At 67.5% G+C, this 17,096-nt stretch carries 14 protein-coding genes; 4 read left to right on the top strand and 10 right to left on the bottom strand.

The window, feature by feature from the left end:
• Positions 1–238: 238 nt before the first annotated feature.
• From Q7V45_RS16355 to Q7V45_RS16325, 7 genes are all read right to left on the bottom strand, one after another.
• Positions 239–1,489: an MFS transporter gene (locus Q7V45_RS16355; protein WP_304853952.1), complete on the bottom strand. Its 1,251-nt coding sequence runs from the start codon at positions 1,487–1,489 to the stop codon at positions 239–241.
• On the bottom strand, positions 1,486–2,637 hold the full coding sequence (locus tag Q7V45_RS16350) for a dATP pyrophosphohydrolase (RefSeq protein ID WP_304853951.1): 1,152 nt from the start codon (positions 2,635–2,637) through the stop codon (positions 1,486–1,488). The genes Q7V45_RS16355 and Q7V45_RS16350 overlap by 4 nt, the downstream gene beginning before the upstream one ends.
• Before the next feature lie 7 nt (positions 2,638–2,644).
• Entirely contained in the window at positions 2,645–3,565 is a 921-nt protein-coding gene (locus tag Q7V45_RS16345) for a metallophosphoesterase (protein ID WP_304853949.1), read from the bottom strand.
• Positions 3,566–3,578: 13 nt separating this feature from the next.
• Positions 3,579–4,805 (bottom strand): aminotransferase class I/II-fold pyridoxal phosphate-dependent enzyme, encoded by a 1,227-nt coding sequence (locus tag Q7V45_RS16340; protein WP_304853947.1) that lies wholly within the window; start codon positions 4,803–4,805, stop codon positions 3,579–3,581.
• A gap of 2 nt (positions 4,806–4,807) precedes the next feature.
• Positions 4,808–5,089, bottom strand: coding sequence for an acyl carrier protein (locus Q7V45_RS16335; RefSeq protein ID WP_304853946.1), 282 nt, complete (start codon positions 5,087–5,089; stop codon positions 4,808–4,810).
• A 134-nt stretch (positions 5,090–5,223) separates the two neighbouring features.
• Positions 5,224–6,144 (bottom strand): NAD(P)-dependent oxidoreductase, encoded by a 921-nt coding sequence (locus Q7V45_RS16330; protein WP_304853944.1) that lies wholly within the window; start codon positions 6,142–6,144, stop codon positions 5,224–5,226.
• A gap of 9 nt (positions 6,145–6,153) precedes the next feature.
• The gene (locus tag Q7V45_RS16325) at positions 6,154–7,893 is read right to left on the bottom strand and encodes a fatty acyl-AMP ligase (RefSeq protein WP_304853942.1); all 1,740 of its coding nucleotides are present in this window, start codon (positions 7,891–7,893) and stop codon (positions 6,154–6,156) included.
• A gap of 182 nt (positions 7,894–8,075) precedes the next feature.
• Here Q7V45_RS16325 and Q7V45_RS16320 point away from each other — a divergent pair, with 182 nt between their 5' ends.
• From Q7V45_RS16320 to Q7V45_RS16310, 3 genes are read left to right on the top strand one after another with little or no spacing between them, the layout of a single operon-like run.
• The gene (locus tag Q7V45_RS16320; RefSeq protein ID WP_304853941.1) at positions 8,076–9,272 is read left to right on the top strand and encodes an aspartate aminotransferase family protein; all 1,197 of its coding nucleotides are present in this window, start codon (positions 8,076–8,078) and stop codon (positions 9,270–9,272) included.
• A gap of 6 nt (positions 9,273–9,278) precedes the next feature.
• On the top strand, positions 9,279–10,205 hold the full coding sequence (gene argF / locus Q7V45_RS16315) for an ornithine carbamoyltransferase (protein ID WP_304853940.1): 927 nt from the start codon (positions 9,279–9,281) through the stop codon (positions 10,203–10,205).
• Positions 10,193–11,167 carry an Hsp33 family molecular chaperone HslO gene (locus tag Q7V45_RS16310; RefSeq protein ID WP_304853938.1) on the top strand — a complete coding sequence of 325 codons (975 nt, stop codon included), beginning with the start codon at positions 10,193–10,195 and terminating at the stop codon, positions 11,165–11,167. The genes argF and Q7V45_RS16310 overlap by 13 nt, the downstream gene beginning before the upstream one ends.
• 3 nt (positions 11,168–11,170) lie before the next feature.
• Here the strand turns inward: Q7V45_RS16310 and Q7V45_RS16305 are convergent, their stop codons facing one another.
• The 3 genes from Q7V45_RS16305 to Q7V45_RS16295 are packed head-to-tail and all read right to left on the bottom strand — an operon-like array spanning position 11,171 to position 13,537.
• Entirely contained in the window at positions 11,171–11,632 is a 462-nt protein-coding gene (locus Q7V45_RS16305) for a GNAT family N-acetyltransferase (RefSeq protein ID WP_304853937.1), read from the bottom strand.
• Positions 11,633–11,666: 34 nt separating this feature from the next.
• Positions 11,667–12,797 carry a zinc-binding dehydrogenase gene (locus Q7V45_RS16300; protein ID WP_304853935.1) on the bottom strand — a complete coding sequence of 377 codons (1,131 nt, stop codon included), beginning with the start codon at positions 12,795–12,797 and terminating at the stop codon, positions 11,667–11,669.
• Positions 12,794–13,537, bottom strand: coding sequence for an SDR family NAD(P)-dependent oxidoreductase (locus Q7V45_RS16295; RefSeq protein ID WP_304853934.1), 744 nt, complete (start codon positions 13,535–13,537; stop codon positions 12,794–12,796). Before Q7V45_RS16295 ends, Q7V45_RS16300 begins: the two co-directional genes overlap by 4 nt.
• Before the next feature lie 109 nt (positions 13,538–13,646).
• On the opposite strand from Q7V45_RS16295, the gene Q7V45_RS16290 reads away from it, so the two are divergent.
• Positions 13,647–17,042, top strand: a complete 3,396-nt coding sequence (locus Q7V45_RS16290) for a DUF2126 domain-containing protein (protein WP_304853933.1) — start codon at positions 13,647–13,649, stop codon at positions 17,040–17,042.
• Positions 17,043–17,096 lie beyond the last annotated feature (54 nt).

Here is a 17,096-nt window from a genome sequence, read left to right as displayed (position 1 = left end):
CAGGGAACGCGCCCCGCGCGGTAAGCAACCATCTCAGAAGCTCCTTCCCGGACCCGGCTCGAAACCGGCACTGCCAAAAAGAACACTTTCCGTCGTTGCGTAACCACAGAGGGCCAGCGGCACGTGCGTTGGGCGTCTTGTTTGAGTGCTATCTACAACTAATCGACCTGGTTACAAGCGGAATCTGCCGCGCCTCGATAATTTCGACGGTTCGTGACGCCGGCACGACAGGCTCGCGTCAGACGCGCGGCACCGATGCCCCCGGAAGCTTGATCGATGCGGCCAGTACCGTGAGCGGGACCAGCATCACGACGGAGCCGATGAGCGCGGTGCGGACATCGAAGAAGTTGGCGATCTTCCCCCACAGCAGCGCGCCCGCCACCATGGCGCCGAAGAACACCATCTGGTGGACCGCCATGCCGCGCGCGCGCATGTAGTTGGGCAGGATCATCTGCACCGAGGCGCCGTTGTTGGCGATGAAGGTGATCCAGCAGGCGCCGTTGATGGCGACGACGGCGCCGACCACGAGCGGCGTCATGACGAGCGCCGCGACCAGGGTGGCGGCCGCTGACACGCCCATCGCCCAGATGTTGGCGCGATCGGGGCCGAGCAGCCGGTTCACCGTCGGCAGCGCGAAGGCCGCGACGACCGCACCGGTGCCGAACACGCCGTAGAGGATGCCGAAGGTGAACTCGTCGAGGCCGAGTTCGAAGCGGCCGATCACCGGCAGCAGGGTGCCCATGGCGATGCCCGGCACGAAGAAGCAGAGGCCGCGGGCGAAGATCGCACGAAGCTCGGCCGAGCCGCGGACGAAGGCGATGCCGGCGCGTGCCGCCTCCCCCAGGGTCTCGCGGCGCTGGGCGGCGCGCGCCTCGGCCGGCCGCTTCCAGGCCCGCATGGCCAGGATGACGCCGACATAGGTGAAGGCATTGATGGCGAAGAGCAGGAAGACGCCGACCAGGCCCAGCAGCAGCTGGCCGATGACCGGGCCGATGGTGCGGGCGAGGTTGAAGCCGGCGCTGTTCAGGGCGATGGCCGGGCGCAGCTGCGGGCCGCTGACGATCTCGGGCACCACGGCGTGCCAGGCCGGGGCGTTCATGGCGTTGCCCAGTCCCATGCAGAAGGACAGCGCCAGCAGGTTCCAGTGGTTGAGCTGTCCGAGGAAGGCCAGCACCGCCAGGGTCGCGGCCACGCCCATCATCCAGACCTGGCAGCCCATGATGTAGCGGCGGCGGTCGAACCGGTCGGCCAGGATGCCGGCGAAGAAGCAGAACAGGAACATCGGCAGGGTGCCGGCCGCGGCCAGCAGGGCCACGAAGATCGGCTCCTGCGTCAGGCTGGTCATTTCCCAGGCCGCCCCGGTGGTCTGCATCCAGCCGCCGACGTTGGACATCAGGTTGGCGATCCACATCGCCAGGAACGAGCGGTTGGCGAGCGGCGCGAAGGCGGAGGGCGGCTTCGGCGGCCGCGACGGCGCCGACGGGTTCACCCGGCCAGCACCTTCTCGTAGATGCGGTGGGTCTTGTAGTGCACCCCGCCGACCGAGCGGATGATGTTGTTGGTCGCCTTGTTGTCCTCGAGGATCCAGCCCAGCTCGGCCGAGGTCTTGCCCAGCCGCTTGCCGTTGGCCCGCAGGGTATCGATGGCGATCATGGCGAGGCCGGCGCCCAGCAGCGGATGGTTGCGGTACTTCTTCTTCACCCCCATCAGCGGCACCCGCGTGCTGCCGACACCGGCGATCTTGAGGCGCCACAGAAGCTTGGCGAGGTTGATGGGGCCCAGCTTGCCGCCGAACTCCGCGACCGCCTCGTAGATGTTGGTGAGCGCCACGATGAAGGCCACGCTCTCGTCATCGACGTCCACGAACACCGCGAGCTCGGGCACGATCACCGGCCCGAAGGCCTTGGAGGCATGGTCGATCTCGGCCTGGGTGAAGGGCACGAAGCCCCAGTTGTCGCTCCAGGCATCGTTGAAGATGCCGACCAGGGTGCGCACCTCGGCATCGAACATCTTCATGTTGGCCGTGCGCACCTTGACCCGGCCTTCGAGGCCACCGCGCTTCAGCAGCTTGGCGCCGATCGTCTCCGGCGCGTTCTGGACGTCGTAATCGTAGGAGAAGACGTCCTTGGCCTTCGCATAGCCGCAGGCCTCGACTCTCGCCCCGGCGTAGGGCGGATCGTAGGGCACCAGCAGGACGGGCCGGCTGTCGAACCCGTGGATCAGCAGGCCCACCTCCTCGTTCACCGAGAGGCTGAACGGGCCGGTCACGTGCTTCATGCCCTTGGTCCGCAGCCAGCTCTCGGCCGCGGCGAACAGGGCGGTAAAGATCGCCGGATCGTCCTCGGCCGCCAGGCAACCAAAATGGCCGGTGCTGTCGTTGTACCGATCGAGATGGGCGCGATCGACCTGGGCGGAGATGCGGCCGACCACCCTGCCCGCGCGCCGCGCCAGGAAGAAACGCACCTCGACATGCTCGAACAGCGGGTTCTTGCCCGGCGCAAAGGCTTCCCGGCGCTCGAGATCGAGCGGCGCGACATAGCCCTTGTGGCCGGCATAGAGGCGCTTGGGGAGCGCGATGAAGGCGTTCAGGTCGGCCTTGGACTCGACCGGGGTCACTATCGTGTCGAACGAAGCCATTGACGCCTCAGGCTGCCAGGGCGGACGGCGCGCCGCCGTTGAAGACGATGCGGCCGTCGGGTTCGCAGCCCGTGCCGTCGGCCTTGAGCGCGCGGATGTCGAGGGTGATCCGCCAGCCCGCGGTCTCGCGCTCGATGCCGATCAGGTGATAGCGCGCGCGGCCGTACTTGCTTTCCGGAGCAGCCGACGCCGAGGTGACGCCGACCACCGGGATCGCGCCCTGCGGACCCATGATGCGCGCGACTTCGCTGCGATGGTTGTGGCCGTGCAGCACGATCTCGCAGCCGACCCTGCGGATCATCGCCTGGAAGGCGGTGGCATCCGTCAGCCGCTTGAAGCGCGACTCGGTGGTGAGCGGCGGATGATGGATCAGCACGACGCGGCACAGGCCTTCCCGGCCGAGCTCGGCCAGCAGCTTTTCGGCGGCGGCGATCTGCGCCTCGCCCAGGGTGCCGGTCGCCAGCAGCGGCGGCTTCGGGACGCCGCTGTTCAGCCCGACCAGCGCCACCGGCCCGCGCCGGCGCAGGGTGGGAAACACCTTGAAGTCGGCGGCCGGCGGCTGGCCGTCGCCGGCGATGTAGGCGCCCCATTGGCCGAGGCTCTCGCGCCACTGAGTGGCGACGTAGACGTCATGGTTGCCGGGAATGACCGTCACCCGGTCGGGCGTGCCGAGGGTCGCCAGCCATCTGGACGCACGGGCGAATTCGTCGGGCAGCGAGATGTTCACGAGATCGCCGGTCAGCGCGATATGGTCGGGCTTCTGCGCCTTTATGTCGGCCACGATGCCGGCCAACGCCTCGGGGCGATGGAGCTGCACGCGATTGCGCCACCAGTTGAAGTAGCCGGTGGCGCGTTTGCCCACGAGATCGACGGCGCGCGCCTGCGGCATCGGCAGATGCGGATCGGACAGATGCGCGAGGGTGAACATGGCGGATGCGCCCCTAGCGGGCGCCGCCCACCACGCGGAGCGTGCGGTCGTCGAGGACGCCGAGCTGGCGGCCGATGCCGGTCATGACCTCGATCATGTGCTCCAGCTGTTCCTTGGTGTGCACCGCGCAGACGGAGCAACGCAGCAGCGACACGCCGTTGGGCGTCGCGGGCGGGATGGCCACGTTCACGTAGATACCGGCATCGAGCATCGCCCGCCAGAAGCCGATGGCGGTCATGGGGTCGGGCAGGTGCACGCCCACCACCGGCCCGTGCTCGGGCCCGAGCTTGAAGCCCTTGGCGGCCAGACCTTCGTAGAGCGTGGAGACGTTCGACCAGAGCTGCGTGCGCAGCTCGGGCTTGGCCTTCACGACCTTCAGCGCCTGGCGCACCGAGGCCACGATCGACGGCGGCAGCGACGCCGTGAACATGTAGGAGCGCACCGTGACGCGCAGGATGTCGAAGTCGGGATCGTCCGAGACGCAGTAGCCGCCGATCGCGCCCAGGGTCTTGGAGAAGGTGCCGACGATGAAATGGCAGTCGTCGATCACGCCGGTCGATTCGCAGAGGCCGCGGCCATTGTCGCCCAGCGCGCCCAGCGAATGGGCCTCGTCGACGATCACGTAGGCGCCGTACTTCTTGCAGACGTCGATGAACTCACGCAGCGGCGCGCTGTCGCCCAGCATCGAATAGATGCCTTCCAGCACGACCACGCGGTTGCCCGGACGGTCGCCCAGCCGGCGCAGGCGTGCATCCAGGCTGGAGGGATCGTTGTGCTTGAAGCGCACGACCTCGGCCTGCGTCATCTTGCAGGCGTCATAGATCGAGGCGTGGCTGTCGGCGTCGATCAGGAGCTGGTCGCCCTCGCCCGCAAGGGTCGAGATCAGGCCGAGATTGGCCTGGTAGCCGGTCGTGAAGACCATGCAGTGCTTCTTGCCGTAGAACTCGGCGATTTCCTGCTCGAGCGCCACGTGCTCGCTGTAGCTGCCGTTTGCGATGCGCGAGCCGGTCGTCCCGGTGCCCTCGGCACGGATCGCCTCGATGGCGGCTTCCATGCAACTCGGGTCGAAGGTCAGGCCGAAATAGTTGTTGGTGCCGACCAGCAGCATCTTGCGGCCGTTGATGATCGCTTCGGTCGGCGACAGCACCCGCTCCATACGAATCTGGAACGGGTCGTAACCGGTGGTCCGAACGTCCCGATAGGCCTCGAGCAGGCCCGCATGCCGGTCGAAAAGGCCCATGGCTAACGCCGGGCGCAGAGCTTCTGGATGGTGTCCGCGAGCTGGTCGACGGTGTGGATTTCGGCCACGACGTTCATGGGAATCGAGATGTCGAAGTGATCCTCGAGCTCCATGACCATGTCCATGATGGCGAGCGAATCGATGGTCAGGTCCTTGGCGATCACCGTGTCGCCCGTGATCGGCCGCTCGCCGGTCTGGAACGGCACCAGGTGACGACATATTTCACGAATGACTTCCCCACGCGACTGGCCGCTGACGCGGGCGCGTTCGAGGGTATCGGTCATGCCGTCGGTTTCGACGATCATTTGATGGGCAGTGCGCAAAACGCTCTCCAGCGCCCGGGGGTGGGCGGTCACCTTGTGCCAGAAACAGTGATCCCGAGTGAAATGACAAATTGTTACGCCGTGTTTCACGCGTCCTATAGCCAGTGCTTCGCGCGATACCACAAGATCGTGTCCCGGAACCCCGACCTGAGGTCGTAACGGGGCTGGAAGCCGATCGCCGCGGCCAGCCGCCGGTCAGGCGCCGACCAGTCGGGGTGGAAGATCTCGTTGACCTTCCCCCGGGTCAGGATCTGGGCGCCCGCCCCCAACGCCTGCCGCAGCTCGTTCCAGCGGGCGACACAGGCCATGACGCCGCGGGGCACGGAGAGCCGCCACGGCCGCCGGCCCAGGGCCTCGCCCGCCGCCGCGGCCATGTCGCCATAGGTGTAGGTCCGCCCATCGTCGATTTCGTAGATCGAGTTCGGGGGCGGCCGCTCGATGCTCAGGGCCAGCGCCTCGGCCAGGTCCGCGACATGGATGAGCGACAGGCGCGCCGACGGCAGGCGTGGCTGGGGCGCAATACCCGACTTAATTGCTCGGAAATATGCCAGCGTTTCGCGGTCGCCCGGCCCATACACCGCCGGCGCCCGGACGATCGCCCAGGGGCCGCTGCGGCTGGCGACGACTGCCTCACCCGCGCGCTTGCTCGCTCCGTAGGCAGAAAGCTGAGGCTCGCGGGCGGCCAGCGACGAGAGCAGGATCATGTGGGCGTCGGGCGCCAGGGCCGACAGGAGCGCCGCGCTGTCCCGGTTGACCGACAGGAAGTCCCCCGCCGCCTTCGCCTTGATCAACCCGGCGGCATGGACCACGGCGTCCGCCCCGTCGACGAGCCGGCGCAGGGCGGATTCGGAGGAGAGGTCGCCCAGCACGAGGTCGGCATCGACGCCGGCCAGCGAGGGCAGCGGCGACCAGCGGCGGACCAGCAGACGCAGACGCCAGCCGCGACGCGCGAGGGCTGCCACGAGATGCGGTCCGACGAAGCCGGTGGCCCCGGTGACGGCGACCAGCCTGCCCATGACGAGCCGTCAGGCCGCTTCGGGCTTCGGCGCGTAGTGGCCGGCGAGGTAGTTGGCCTTGGTCCGGGCGCGCGACAGCTTGCCGGACGAGGTGGTCGGCAGGCCCAGGGTCGGTGGTACGAGGGCCACGTCGCAATCGACGGCGATCGCCTCCCGTACGGCCCCCGCGACGTCGCGCGCCAGATCGCTGCGGCCCGGCTCTCCCGAAACGCGCGCCAGCACCGCCACGACCACGCGTTCGCCCTCGCCGGTATCGATCGAAAAGGCTGCCGCATCGCCGTTCTTGACGATCCGCTTGGCCTCGATCGCCCATTCGATGTCCTGCGGCCAGACGTTGCGGCCGTTGACGATGATCAGGTCCTTCGCGCGGCCGGTGACGACGATCTCGCCGTCCAGCATGTAGCCGAGGTCGCCGGTATCGAGCCAACCGTCCACCAGGACCTCGCGGCTGGCGTCGGGCTCGCCGAAGTAGCCGGGCATGATGCTGGGGCCCGACACGAAAATGCGACCGACCTCGCGATCGGCCAGCGCGGCACCGTCGGGACCACGTACTTCAAGGCGATGGCCCGGCAGCACGCGGCCGCAGATCACGAAGCGGCGCGCCCGGCTCTGGTCACCGGGGTCCGCCGCCGGCACGGCGCGCTGGGCTTCGGCCAGCGCGGTCCGGTCGACGGCATCGGTCCGCACGCCCGTGTCGTGCGGGCAGAAGGTGATGGCGAGGCAAACCTCGGCCATGCCGTAGCTCGGGATGAAGGCGGTCGCGTCGAAGCCGAACGGCTGAAAAGTCGTGGCGAAGCGTTCCAGCACGTCGGCCCGCACCATGTCGCCACCGATCCCGGCATGCCGCCAGCAACGCAGATCGAGATCGGGCGGCACCTGGGCCGCCCCGCGGCGCACCGCGAGGTCGTAGCCGAAGCTCGGACTGTAGGAGATGGTGCTGCGGTTGCGCGAGATCAGGTTCAGCCACTGCATCGGCCGGCGGGCGAAGTCGCGCGGCGTCAGGTAGTCGATCGAGAGCTGGCTGGCCAGCGGTCCCATCAGGAAGCCGATCAGCCCCATGTCGTGATAGAGCGGCAGCCAGCTTATGGCGCGATCGCCTTCGACGACGTCGAGGCCGGCCGGCCCGACCATGCCGGAGAGATTGGCCATCAGCGCGCGCTGGGTGATCTGCACGCCGTGCGGATGACGCGTGCTGCCCGACGAAAACTGGATGTAGCACAGCTCATCGCCGCCGAGCGGCCGCAGATCGACCGGTTTCTCGGGGAGCGAATGGAGCACGTCCATTCCGCCGTGGAGGCGGATGGCGGGGAATTCCCGCGCCGCGTCGGCCAGGTAGCCCGCGAGATCGTCGAGGCCGACCGCTGCGACCGCCCCGGAGGCGGCAAACTGGCGGCGCAGCTGATCGAGGTAGGCGTCCTTGCCGCCAATGCCGACCGGAATGGAGACCGGTACGGGCAGCAGCCCCGCATACTGGGCCCCGAAGAACGAGTCGAAAAAGCCGGGCCAGGTATCGGCGGTGATCAGGATGCGTTCGCCGCGCGCAAACCCGGCGCCGATCAGCTTGCGGGCGACCACATGCGCCCGGTCGCGGACCTCGCGCCACGGCAAGACCGAGAGCTGCTCGCCCTTGGCATTATAAAAGGTCACCCCCGTCTCACCCTTCGCCGCATAGTCGAGCATCGCGGGAACGGAGGCGAACCCGGCGCGATGCAGGGGCAGCGTGGAATTGCGAGTCGGCAGCAGTTTCATCGGAAGGCGGGTCTCCTAGCAGAGGGGTCGAGGCCCCTCAAGACGGCCGCCGCCGGCCGACCACCCCAAGTTGACACACCCGGACCCCGGTAAGATAGTGCCCGCCCCTCGCCAAACCCCGGAGTTTCCATCCCGGAATCGTCGGATCGGCGGGGGTTTTTGGCTTTTGAGGGAGGCTCGCTGTGATTACGGCTGTGATGCCGACGTACGGTCGCAAGGACGTCGTGTTCGAACGCGGAGAGGGTAACTATCTCTACGCGGTGGACGGCCGACGTTACCTGGACTTCACGTCCGGTATCGCCGTGAACGCGCTGGGCCACTGCCATCCCTACCTGGTCAAGGCGCTGACCGAGCAGGGTTCCAGGCTCTGGCACACGTCGAACCTGTTCCGGGTGGGCAACGGCGAGAAGCTGGCGAAGCGGCTGGTCGAGAATTCGTTCGCCGACACGATGTTCTTCTGCAACTCCGGCGCGGAAGCCATCGAGGGCGGCATCAAGCTGATCCGCAAGTATCAGTACATGAACGGCCAGCCGAAGCGGTACAAGATCATCTGCTTCCAGGCGGCGTTCCACGGCCGCCTGCTGAACGCGCTCGCCGCCACCGGCAACGAGAAGTACCTCGAAGGCTTCGGCCCGCCGGCGCCGGGCTATCTCCACGCTCCCCTGAACAACACCAACGTCGTCCGCGACATGATCGACGACGAGACCGCCGGCATCCTGGTCGAGCCGATCCAGGGCGAAGGCGGCATCCGTGCGACGACCACGCAGTTCCTGAAGGACCTGCGCGCCATTTGCGACGAGTTCGGCCTGCTGCTGTTCTACGACGAGATCCACACGGGTTTCGGCCGCACGGGCAAGCTGTGGGGCTACGACTGGTCGGGTGTGAAGCCCGATGTCGCGGCGATCGCCAAGGGCATGGGCGGCGGCTTCCCGATCGGCGCCTTCATGGCAACCGAGAAGGCGGCGGTCGGCATGGTCCCCGGCACGCACGGCTCGACCTATGGCGGCAACCCGCTGGCCACCGGCGTCGCCAATGCCGTGCTCGACGTCCTGCTGGCGCCCGGCTTCATCGAGGACGTGCGCGAAAAGGGCGAGTACCTGAAGGGCAGGCTCGAGGAACTCTGCAAGAAGCATCCCACGGTGTTCGTCGAGCAGCGCGGCACGGGTTTCCTGCAGGGCCTGCAGTGCGCCCCGTCGGTGCCGGCGGGCGACATGGTCAACAAGCTGCAGTCGCTGGGACTCCTGGTCCCGCCGGCCGGTGAGAACGTGATCCGCATCTTCCCGGCGCTGATCGCCGACAAGGCGGCACTGGACGAGGGCATCGCGATTCTCGGGCAGGCAGCGGAGTCCTTCGAGGCGGCGTCCAAGGCCGCCGGGTAGGCCCCCATGGCAACGCCCAAGCATTTCCTCGACCTCGACCAGGTCGATCCCAGGACGCTTCGCCAGATCCTCGATCACGGCAAGGCGATGAAGAAGGCACGGTCCAGCGGCGGGCACGACCAGCCGCTGGCCGGCAAGACACTCGCCATGATCTTCGAGAAGCCCTCGACGCGCACCCGCGTGTCGTTCGAGGTCGGGATGCGCGAGCTCGGCGGCCAGACGATCATGCTGGGCCGCACCGATACGCAGCTCGGCCGCGGCGAGACCATCGCCGACACCGCGCGCGTGCTCAGCCGCTACGTCGACATCATCATGATGCGCACCACCGTCGAGGAGAAGCTCCTCGAGATGGCGAAGTACGCGACCGTGCCGGTGATCAACGGGCTGACCGACAAGACCCATCCGTGCCAGCTGATGGCCGACGTCATGACCTACGAGGAGCATCGCGGTCCCATCCAGGGCAAGTCGGTGGTCTGGTCCGGCGACGGCAACAACATGGCGACGTCCTGGATCCATGCGGCGGTCCAGTTCGACTTCGAGCTGCGCATCGCCTGCCCGCCCGAACTGACACCGCCGGCCGACGTGGTCCAGTGGGCCGAGAAGTCCAGGGGCCAAATCTCGATCGGCCACGACCCGGGGTCGATGGTGAAGGACGCCGACTGCGTGGTCACCGACACCTGGGTGTCGATGGGCGACGAGGATCCCGACAGCCCGAGCGCCGCGCGACGACACAATCTGCTGCGCGCCTACCAGGTCGACGAGCGCCTGATGAAGCAGGCCAAGAAGGACGCGATCTTCATGCACTGCCTGCCCGCGCATCGCGGCGAGGAAGTGACCGCGGAGGTGATCGACGGTCCGCAGTCGGTCGTGTTCGACGAGGCCGAGAACCGCCTGCATGCCCAGAAGAGCATCCTGGCCTGGTGCCTGTCTTGAGCTCGCCATCGGGAGGACCTCCTTCCGATGACTGGGACCGCGTCCTTCCTTTCCAACTGGACGCGCTCGGCGTGCGCGGCCGGCTGGTCCGGCTGGGTCCCGCCCTGGATGAAGTGATCGAGCGCCACGGCTATCCATTGGCCGTAGCGCGGCCGCTGGCCGAGTCGATGGCGCTGTGCGCCACCCTCGCGACCTCGCTGAAGTACGACGGCATCTTCACCCTGCAGATCACCGGCGACGGGCCGATCCGCCTGCTGGTCACCGATCTCACCAGCGACGGGGCGCTGCGCGGCTATGCGCAGTTCGATTCCTGGAAGCTGGCCATCGCGCTGGGCAGCGGCAACGAGGACGTTCCCGACGGCTACATCCCCAAACTGTTCGGCCAGGGCCGCCTCACCTTCACCGTCGACCAGGGCCAGCATACCGAGCGCTACCAGGGCGTCGTGCCGCTTGAGGGCGCGACCCTCGCGGACTGCGCCCACACCTACTTCCGTCAGTCCGAGCAGCTGCCGACCGGCATCAAGATCACGGCGCGCCGCGACGAAACGGGTGACGGGCACCGCTGGCTCGCCGCCTCCCTCATGGTCCAGCAGATGCCCGAGTTCGACGCCGGCCGCGTCGACGTCGATGCCGAGCAGCGCGAGGACGACTGGCGCAAGGCCGTGATCCTGATGGCCTCGGCCACCGAGAAGGAAATGCTGGATCCGGCGCTGCCGGGCACCACCCTGCTGCACCGCCTGTTCCATCAGGAGGGTCCCAGGGTCTTCGACCGGCGGCCCTTCGAGGCGCGCTGCCGCTGCAGCCGCGAGCGCATCGACAGCGTGCTGCGCTCGATCCGGCGCGAGGAACTCGTCGACCTGCGCGACAAGACCGGCCGCGTCTCGGTGAAGTGCGAGTTCTGCTCGACCGAATACGCCTACGACGACGGCGATCTCGACCGCCTCTACGCCGCGGCGGATTAGACCTCAGTCGGCAAGCGCCTTGTCGTAGAACACCGACCATTTGACGTCGGCGTAATCGAGAACCGGACCACAGCGTGTGAAGCCGGAACGTTCATAAACTTTCCAGGCCGCGTAGTGACGGTCGCCGGTCTCCAGCACGAGACGCTTCAGCCCCTCGGCGCGCGCCATCGCCTCGATGCGGGCCACGATCTGCTCGCCGATCCGGCGGCCACGATGGCTCGGCCGCGTGTACATGCGCTTGACCTCACCGATGCCGTCGCCGTGTCGCTTCAGCGCCCCACAGGCGATCGCCACGCCGCCCTCTCGCGCGATGAAGACGGTGGTATCGTCATCGGCCATCTGCTCGACCGTCAGATGGTGGCAGTGTTCGGGCGGCGTCAGTTCCAGCAGCACGGCGTTTAGCTCGGCAACGAGCGTACGGACCTCGTCCTGCAATGGAGTCTCTGTGGCGATCTCGAGGGACATCGACGGACCTGAAGATGTTTTGCAAGTTCTGTCGTCATCCGTGCGGCACCAGTATCTGCCGAACGGTCGCCACATCCTGCAGGCGGTCGAAGCCTTCGTTCAACTCGTCAAACCCGATGCGCTGGCTGACCATGCGGTCGACCGGCAGCTTGCCCTGCTGGTAGAGCGCGATGAAGCGCGGGATGTCGCGCACCGGCACGCAGCTTCCCATGTAGGAGCCCTTGATCGTCTTCTCCTCGCTGACCAGCATGCTCTGCTTGAACGAGAAGTCGGCCACGATCGGTGACAGCCCCGCCGTCACTGTCGTGCCGCCCCAGCGGGTGACGAGATAGGCCGTCTCCATCGCCTTGATGGTGCCGGCGAGATCGAAGGCATAGTCGACACCGCCGTTGGTGAGATCGCGTACCTGCGTGACATGGTCGACGTCCTTGGCATTCACCGTGTCCGTCGCACCGAGTTGGCGGGCAAGACCGAGCTTCTCGTCGGAGAGATCGATGGCCACGATGCGACCCGCGCCCGCGAGCACCGCGCCCATCAGGCCGCTGAGACCCACGCCGCCGAGGCCGACGATGGCCACCGAACTGCCCGGCTCGATCTTGCCGGTGTTCACGACGGCGCCCACGCCCGTGACGACGGCGCAACCGAACAACGCCGCCACGTCGAGCGGCAGGCTGCGGTCGATGACCACGATCGAGCCGCGATCGACCACGGCATATTCGGCGTAGCAGGAAACGCCCGAGTGATGGTTCACCGGCTTGCCGTCCATATGGAGGCGATGATGGCCGGACAGGAGCTGGCCGGCGGCGCGCGGCGTGATCGAGCGCTCGCAGATGTAGGGACGGCCTTCGAGGCAGCGACGGCAGCGGCCGCAGCTCACGTTGAAGGTGAAGCATACATGGTCGCCCACCTTCACGTCGTGCACGCCCGCGCCCACCTCGACGATCTCGCCCGAGCCTTCATGGCCCAGCACGATCGGCACGGGGCGCGGCCGGTCGCCGTTGATCAGCGACAGGTCGGAGTGGCAGAGACCGCCGCCGCCCACCTTGACCAGGACCTCGCCCTCGCCCGGCGGATCGAGATCGACCTCGACCACATGGATGGGCTTCGACTTCGCGAAGGGGCGGGGCGCACCGCAGACCGTGAGAACGCCGGCTTTCATCTTCATGCGATTCCTCCATCGACCCGGACCAGCGATCCGGTGGTGAAACTCGACTTGCTCGACGCGAGATAGAGCGCCGCCGTCACGATTTCCTCCGGCTGGCCGCTGCGCTTCAGCGCCGCCGTCGGGTTGGCCTTGTGCTCCTCCGGCCAGGCCTTGGACACGTCGGTCAGGAAGCGGCCCGGCGAGATCGTGTTCACCCGCACCTTCGGCCCGTACTCGAAGGCGAAGGCCTCAGTGAGCGCGTTGAGTGCCGCCTTGGCGCCTGCGTAAGGCGCGATCTGCGGACGCGGGCGCAGCGCGCCGGCGCTCGAGACGTTGATGATCGAACCGCCCTCGCCCGCCGCCATACGACTGCCGACCAGCGACATCACACGGAACGGTGCCTTGAAGTTCAGCGACACGATGCGGTCGAACAGCTGTTCCGGGGTCTCCAGCGACGAAGGGGCGAGCGGCGAGGAGCCGGCATTGTTCACTAGGATGTCGATCTTCCCGAAGGCTGCGTAGGCCGCCTCTACCATGCCGTCGAGTTCCTGCCAGTTGGCGACGTTGCAGGCATAGGTTGCCGCCCTGCGGCCCATCGCCCGAACCTCGGCCGCGACCTTGTCGCAGGTCTCCAGCTTGCGGCTGGTGATGAAGACGTCGGCCCCGTGGTCGGCGAAGGCCTTCACCATCTGGTAGCCCAGCCCGCGGCTGCCGCCGGTGACGAGGGCAACCTTGCCCGTGAGATCGAAGTGGTTGGTCATGATGAACGGTCCCGTCAAAAAAGGATCATGACGGAAGCATAGCGCCAGTTCCTTGCTTAGTGGCATGTCACTTGCTTAGTCTGTCTTCGGAGCGAAACAGCAGGCCGTCATGAGCATCCACGTCGCGCTGCATCATCGGACGACCTACCGGTACGACCGACCCATCGAACTGGGGCCGCAGATCGTGCGTCTGCGTCCGGCCCCCCATAGCCGGACCCCCGTTCTTTCCTATTCGCTGAAGGTCACCCCGGCCCAGCATTTCATCAACTGGCAGCAGGATCCGCAGGGAAATCACCTGGCGCGGCTGGTGTTCCCGGAAAAGACCGATCTTTTCGAGGTCGTGGTCGACCTGGTGGCCGACATGTCGGTCATCAATCCGTTCGACTTCTTCCTGGAGCCCTCGGCCGAGACCTGGCCCTTCGCCTACGATGCCTCGCTGGCCGAGGAGATCGCGCCGTTCCGCAAGCTGGAACCGCTGGGGCCGAGACTCTCGGCCTGGCTCGCCTCGGTCGACCGCAAAGAGCAGCGCACGATCGATTTCATCGTCGGCCTGAACGCCCGCCTGCAGCGCGAGATCGGCTACATCGTCCGCCTGGAACCGGGTGTGCAGAGCTGCGAGGAGACGCTCGCCCGCGCCAAGGGATCCTGCCGCGACACCGGCTGGCTGCTGGTCATGATCCTGCGCCACCTGGGGTTTGCCGCTCGATTCGCCTCGGGTTACCTGATCCAGCTCGTGGCCGACGAGAAGCCGCTCGAAGGGCCCGAGGGTCCAACGCACGACTTCACCGACCTCCACGCCTGGTGCGAAGTCTATCTGCCGGGCGCCGGCTGGATCGGCCTCGATCCGACCTCCGGGCTGCTGACCGGCGAAGGTCACATTCCCCTCGCCTGCACGCCCGAACCATCGAGCGCGGCGCCGATCGAGGGCGCGATCGAGAAGGCCGAGGTCGAGTTCGAGCATGCGATGACGGTGACGCGCGTGCGCGAAACGCCGCGCACCACCAAGCCCTATACCGAGGAGCAATGGGCCACCCTGCTCAAGGTCGGCGAGGCGATCGAGCGCGACATCGGCAAGCATGACGTACGCCTCACCATGGGCGGCGAGCCGACCTTCGTGTCGGTCGACGACATGGACGGGCCGGAATGGAACACCCTGGCGCTCGGCCCCGAGAAGCGGCGGCTGGCGGGCGTGCTGTTCCGCAAGCTCGCGAGCCGATTCTCGACCGGACCGCTGCTGCATTTCGGCCAGGGCAAATGGTATCCCGGCGAGCAGCTGCCGCGTTGGGCGCTCGGCTGCTACTGGCGCAAGGACGGCGAGCCGGTCTGGCGGAATCCGCAGCTCTATGCGCTGGAGTCCAAGCCGGTCGGCGCCACCGTCGAGGCTGCGCACCGCTTCGCTCTCGCCTTTGCGCAACGCCTGCAGCTCGATCCCGACTATCTTTTCCCGGCCTACGAGGACACCTGGTACTATCTCTGGCGCGAACGGCGCCTGCCCAGCAACGTCGTGGTCGACGAAGCCAGGGTGAAGGATCCGCTGGAGCGCGAGCGTCTGGCCCGCGTCTTCGAAAAGGGCCTCGAAAGTTCGGTCGGCTACGTCCTGCCGGTTATTCGGGATCACAATGGGCGCGACCATGGCGGGCGCGGCAACGGGCACGGGCATGCACCACGGTGGAAGAGCGGTCCGTGGTTCCTGCGCTCCGAGAAGTGCTATCTGATTCCCGGTGATTCGCCGATCGGCTATCGCCTGCCGCTCGATTCGCTGCCCTGGGCGGCCCCCGGCGACACCGACGTCATCGTCCAGCCCGATCCGATGGCGCCGCATCCCGATCTGCCGCCGCTCGATGCTTTCCGGCGCGCGCCGGTGCTGCGCCGTCAGGAACCGGGACTCGCGGGCGATACCGCCGGCGATGCCGAAGCCCGCCGAGAGGCGTGGCGCCGGGCACTGGCCCCGAACACGGGCCTGGGCCCCGCCGTCGGCGCTTCGGCCGCCGGAATCGTGCGCACCGCAATGGCCTTCGAGCCGCGCGACGGTCATCTCCATGTCTTCATGCCGCCGACCGAGCGCATGGAGGATTATCTCGACCTGGTGACGGCGCTCGAGGACACGGCCGAGGAGCAGGACCAGCCGATCTTCATCGAAGGCTACACGCCGCCCGGCGATCCGCGGGTCCTGCACTTCAGCGTCACGCCCGACCCCGGGGTGATCGAGGTCAACATCCATCCCTCCGCGACCTGGACCGAGGTCGTCGAACGCACGGAGATCGTCTACGAGGAAGCGCGCACGACGCGGCTTGGCGCCCAGAAGTTCATGATCGACGGCCGCCACACCGGGACCGGCGGCGGCAACCATGTGGTCCTGGGCGGTCCCTCGGCCGCCGACTCGCCGATCCTGCGACGGCCCGACCTGCTGAAGAGCCTGCTGGGCTACTGGCTGAACCATCCGTCGCTCTCGTATCTCTTCTCCGGCCTGTTCATCGGCCCGACCAGCCAGCATCCGCGCGTGGACGAAGCGCGCAACGATGCGCTGCACGAGCTCGAGATCGCCTTCCGCCAGATCGCGCCGGGACGGCAGACCCCGCCGTGGCTGGTCGACCGTGTGTTCCGCAACCTGCTGGTCGACGCGACCGGCAATGCCCACCGCACAGAGTTCTGCATCGACAAGCTGTTCACGCCCGAGTCCGCCGCCGGCCGCCGGGGATTGCTGGAGCTGCGCGCCTTCGAGATGCCGCCGCACTGGCGCATGAGCGTGGCGCAGCAGGCCCTGCTGCGCGGCCTGGTCGCCAGGTTCTGGGAGCACCCCTACGAGCGGCCGCTCAGCCGCTGGGGCACCCGCCTGCACGACGATTTCATGCTGCCGCATTTCGTATGGCAGGATTTCAACGACGTGCTCTCCGATCTCGGCGAGGCGGGCTACGCATTCTCATCCCAGTGGTTCGCCCCGCATTTCGAATTCCGTTTCCCGAAGCTCGGCGAAGTGGCGCAGCGCGGCCTCGAACTCGAACTTCGGCACGCGCTCGAACCCTGGCACGTACTGGGCGAGGAGCCGGGCGGCGGCGGCACGGTCCGCTACGTCGATTCCACGGTGGAGCGACTGCAGGTCAAGGTCGCCGGGCTGAACGACCAGCGCCATGTCATTGCCTGCAACGGCTGGAAGCTGCCGCTCCGCGCCACCGGCACGGCTGGCGAATACGTCGCGGGCGTGCGCTATCGCGCCTGGCAGGCAGCGAACTCCCTGCATCCGACCATCGGCGTGCACGCGCCCCTCACCTTCGACATCCACGATTCGTGGAGCGGCCGCTCGATCGGCGGCTGTACCTACCACGTGGCCCATCCGGGTGGCCGCAACTACGACCGCATGCCGGTCAACGCCAACGAGGCCGAGGCGCGGCGGCGGGCCCGTTTCTTCGCCATCGGACATACCGGTGGAGCGTCGCCGGAACCGCGTCCGCTCGACAATCCCGAGCATCCGCTGACGCTCGACCTGCGGCGGGCCCAGAGCCTATAGTTCGCCCGCCTCACAGGCAGTCCGACCGTTCGTTTCCACTTCTGTATCCGGGCC

Origin of the sequence: Reyranella sp., assembly GCF_030651995.1 — a bacterium.
Lineage (GTDB): Bacteria > Pseudomonadota > Alphaproteobacteria > Reyranellales > Reyranellaceae > Reyranella.
The sequence above is the reverse complement of the archived record's forward strand: the minus strand, read 5'-3'. Positions and strand labels throughout refer to the sequence as shown.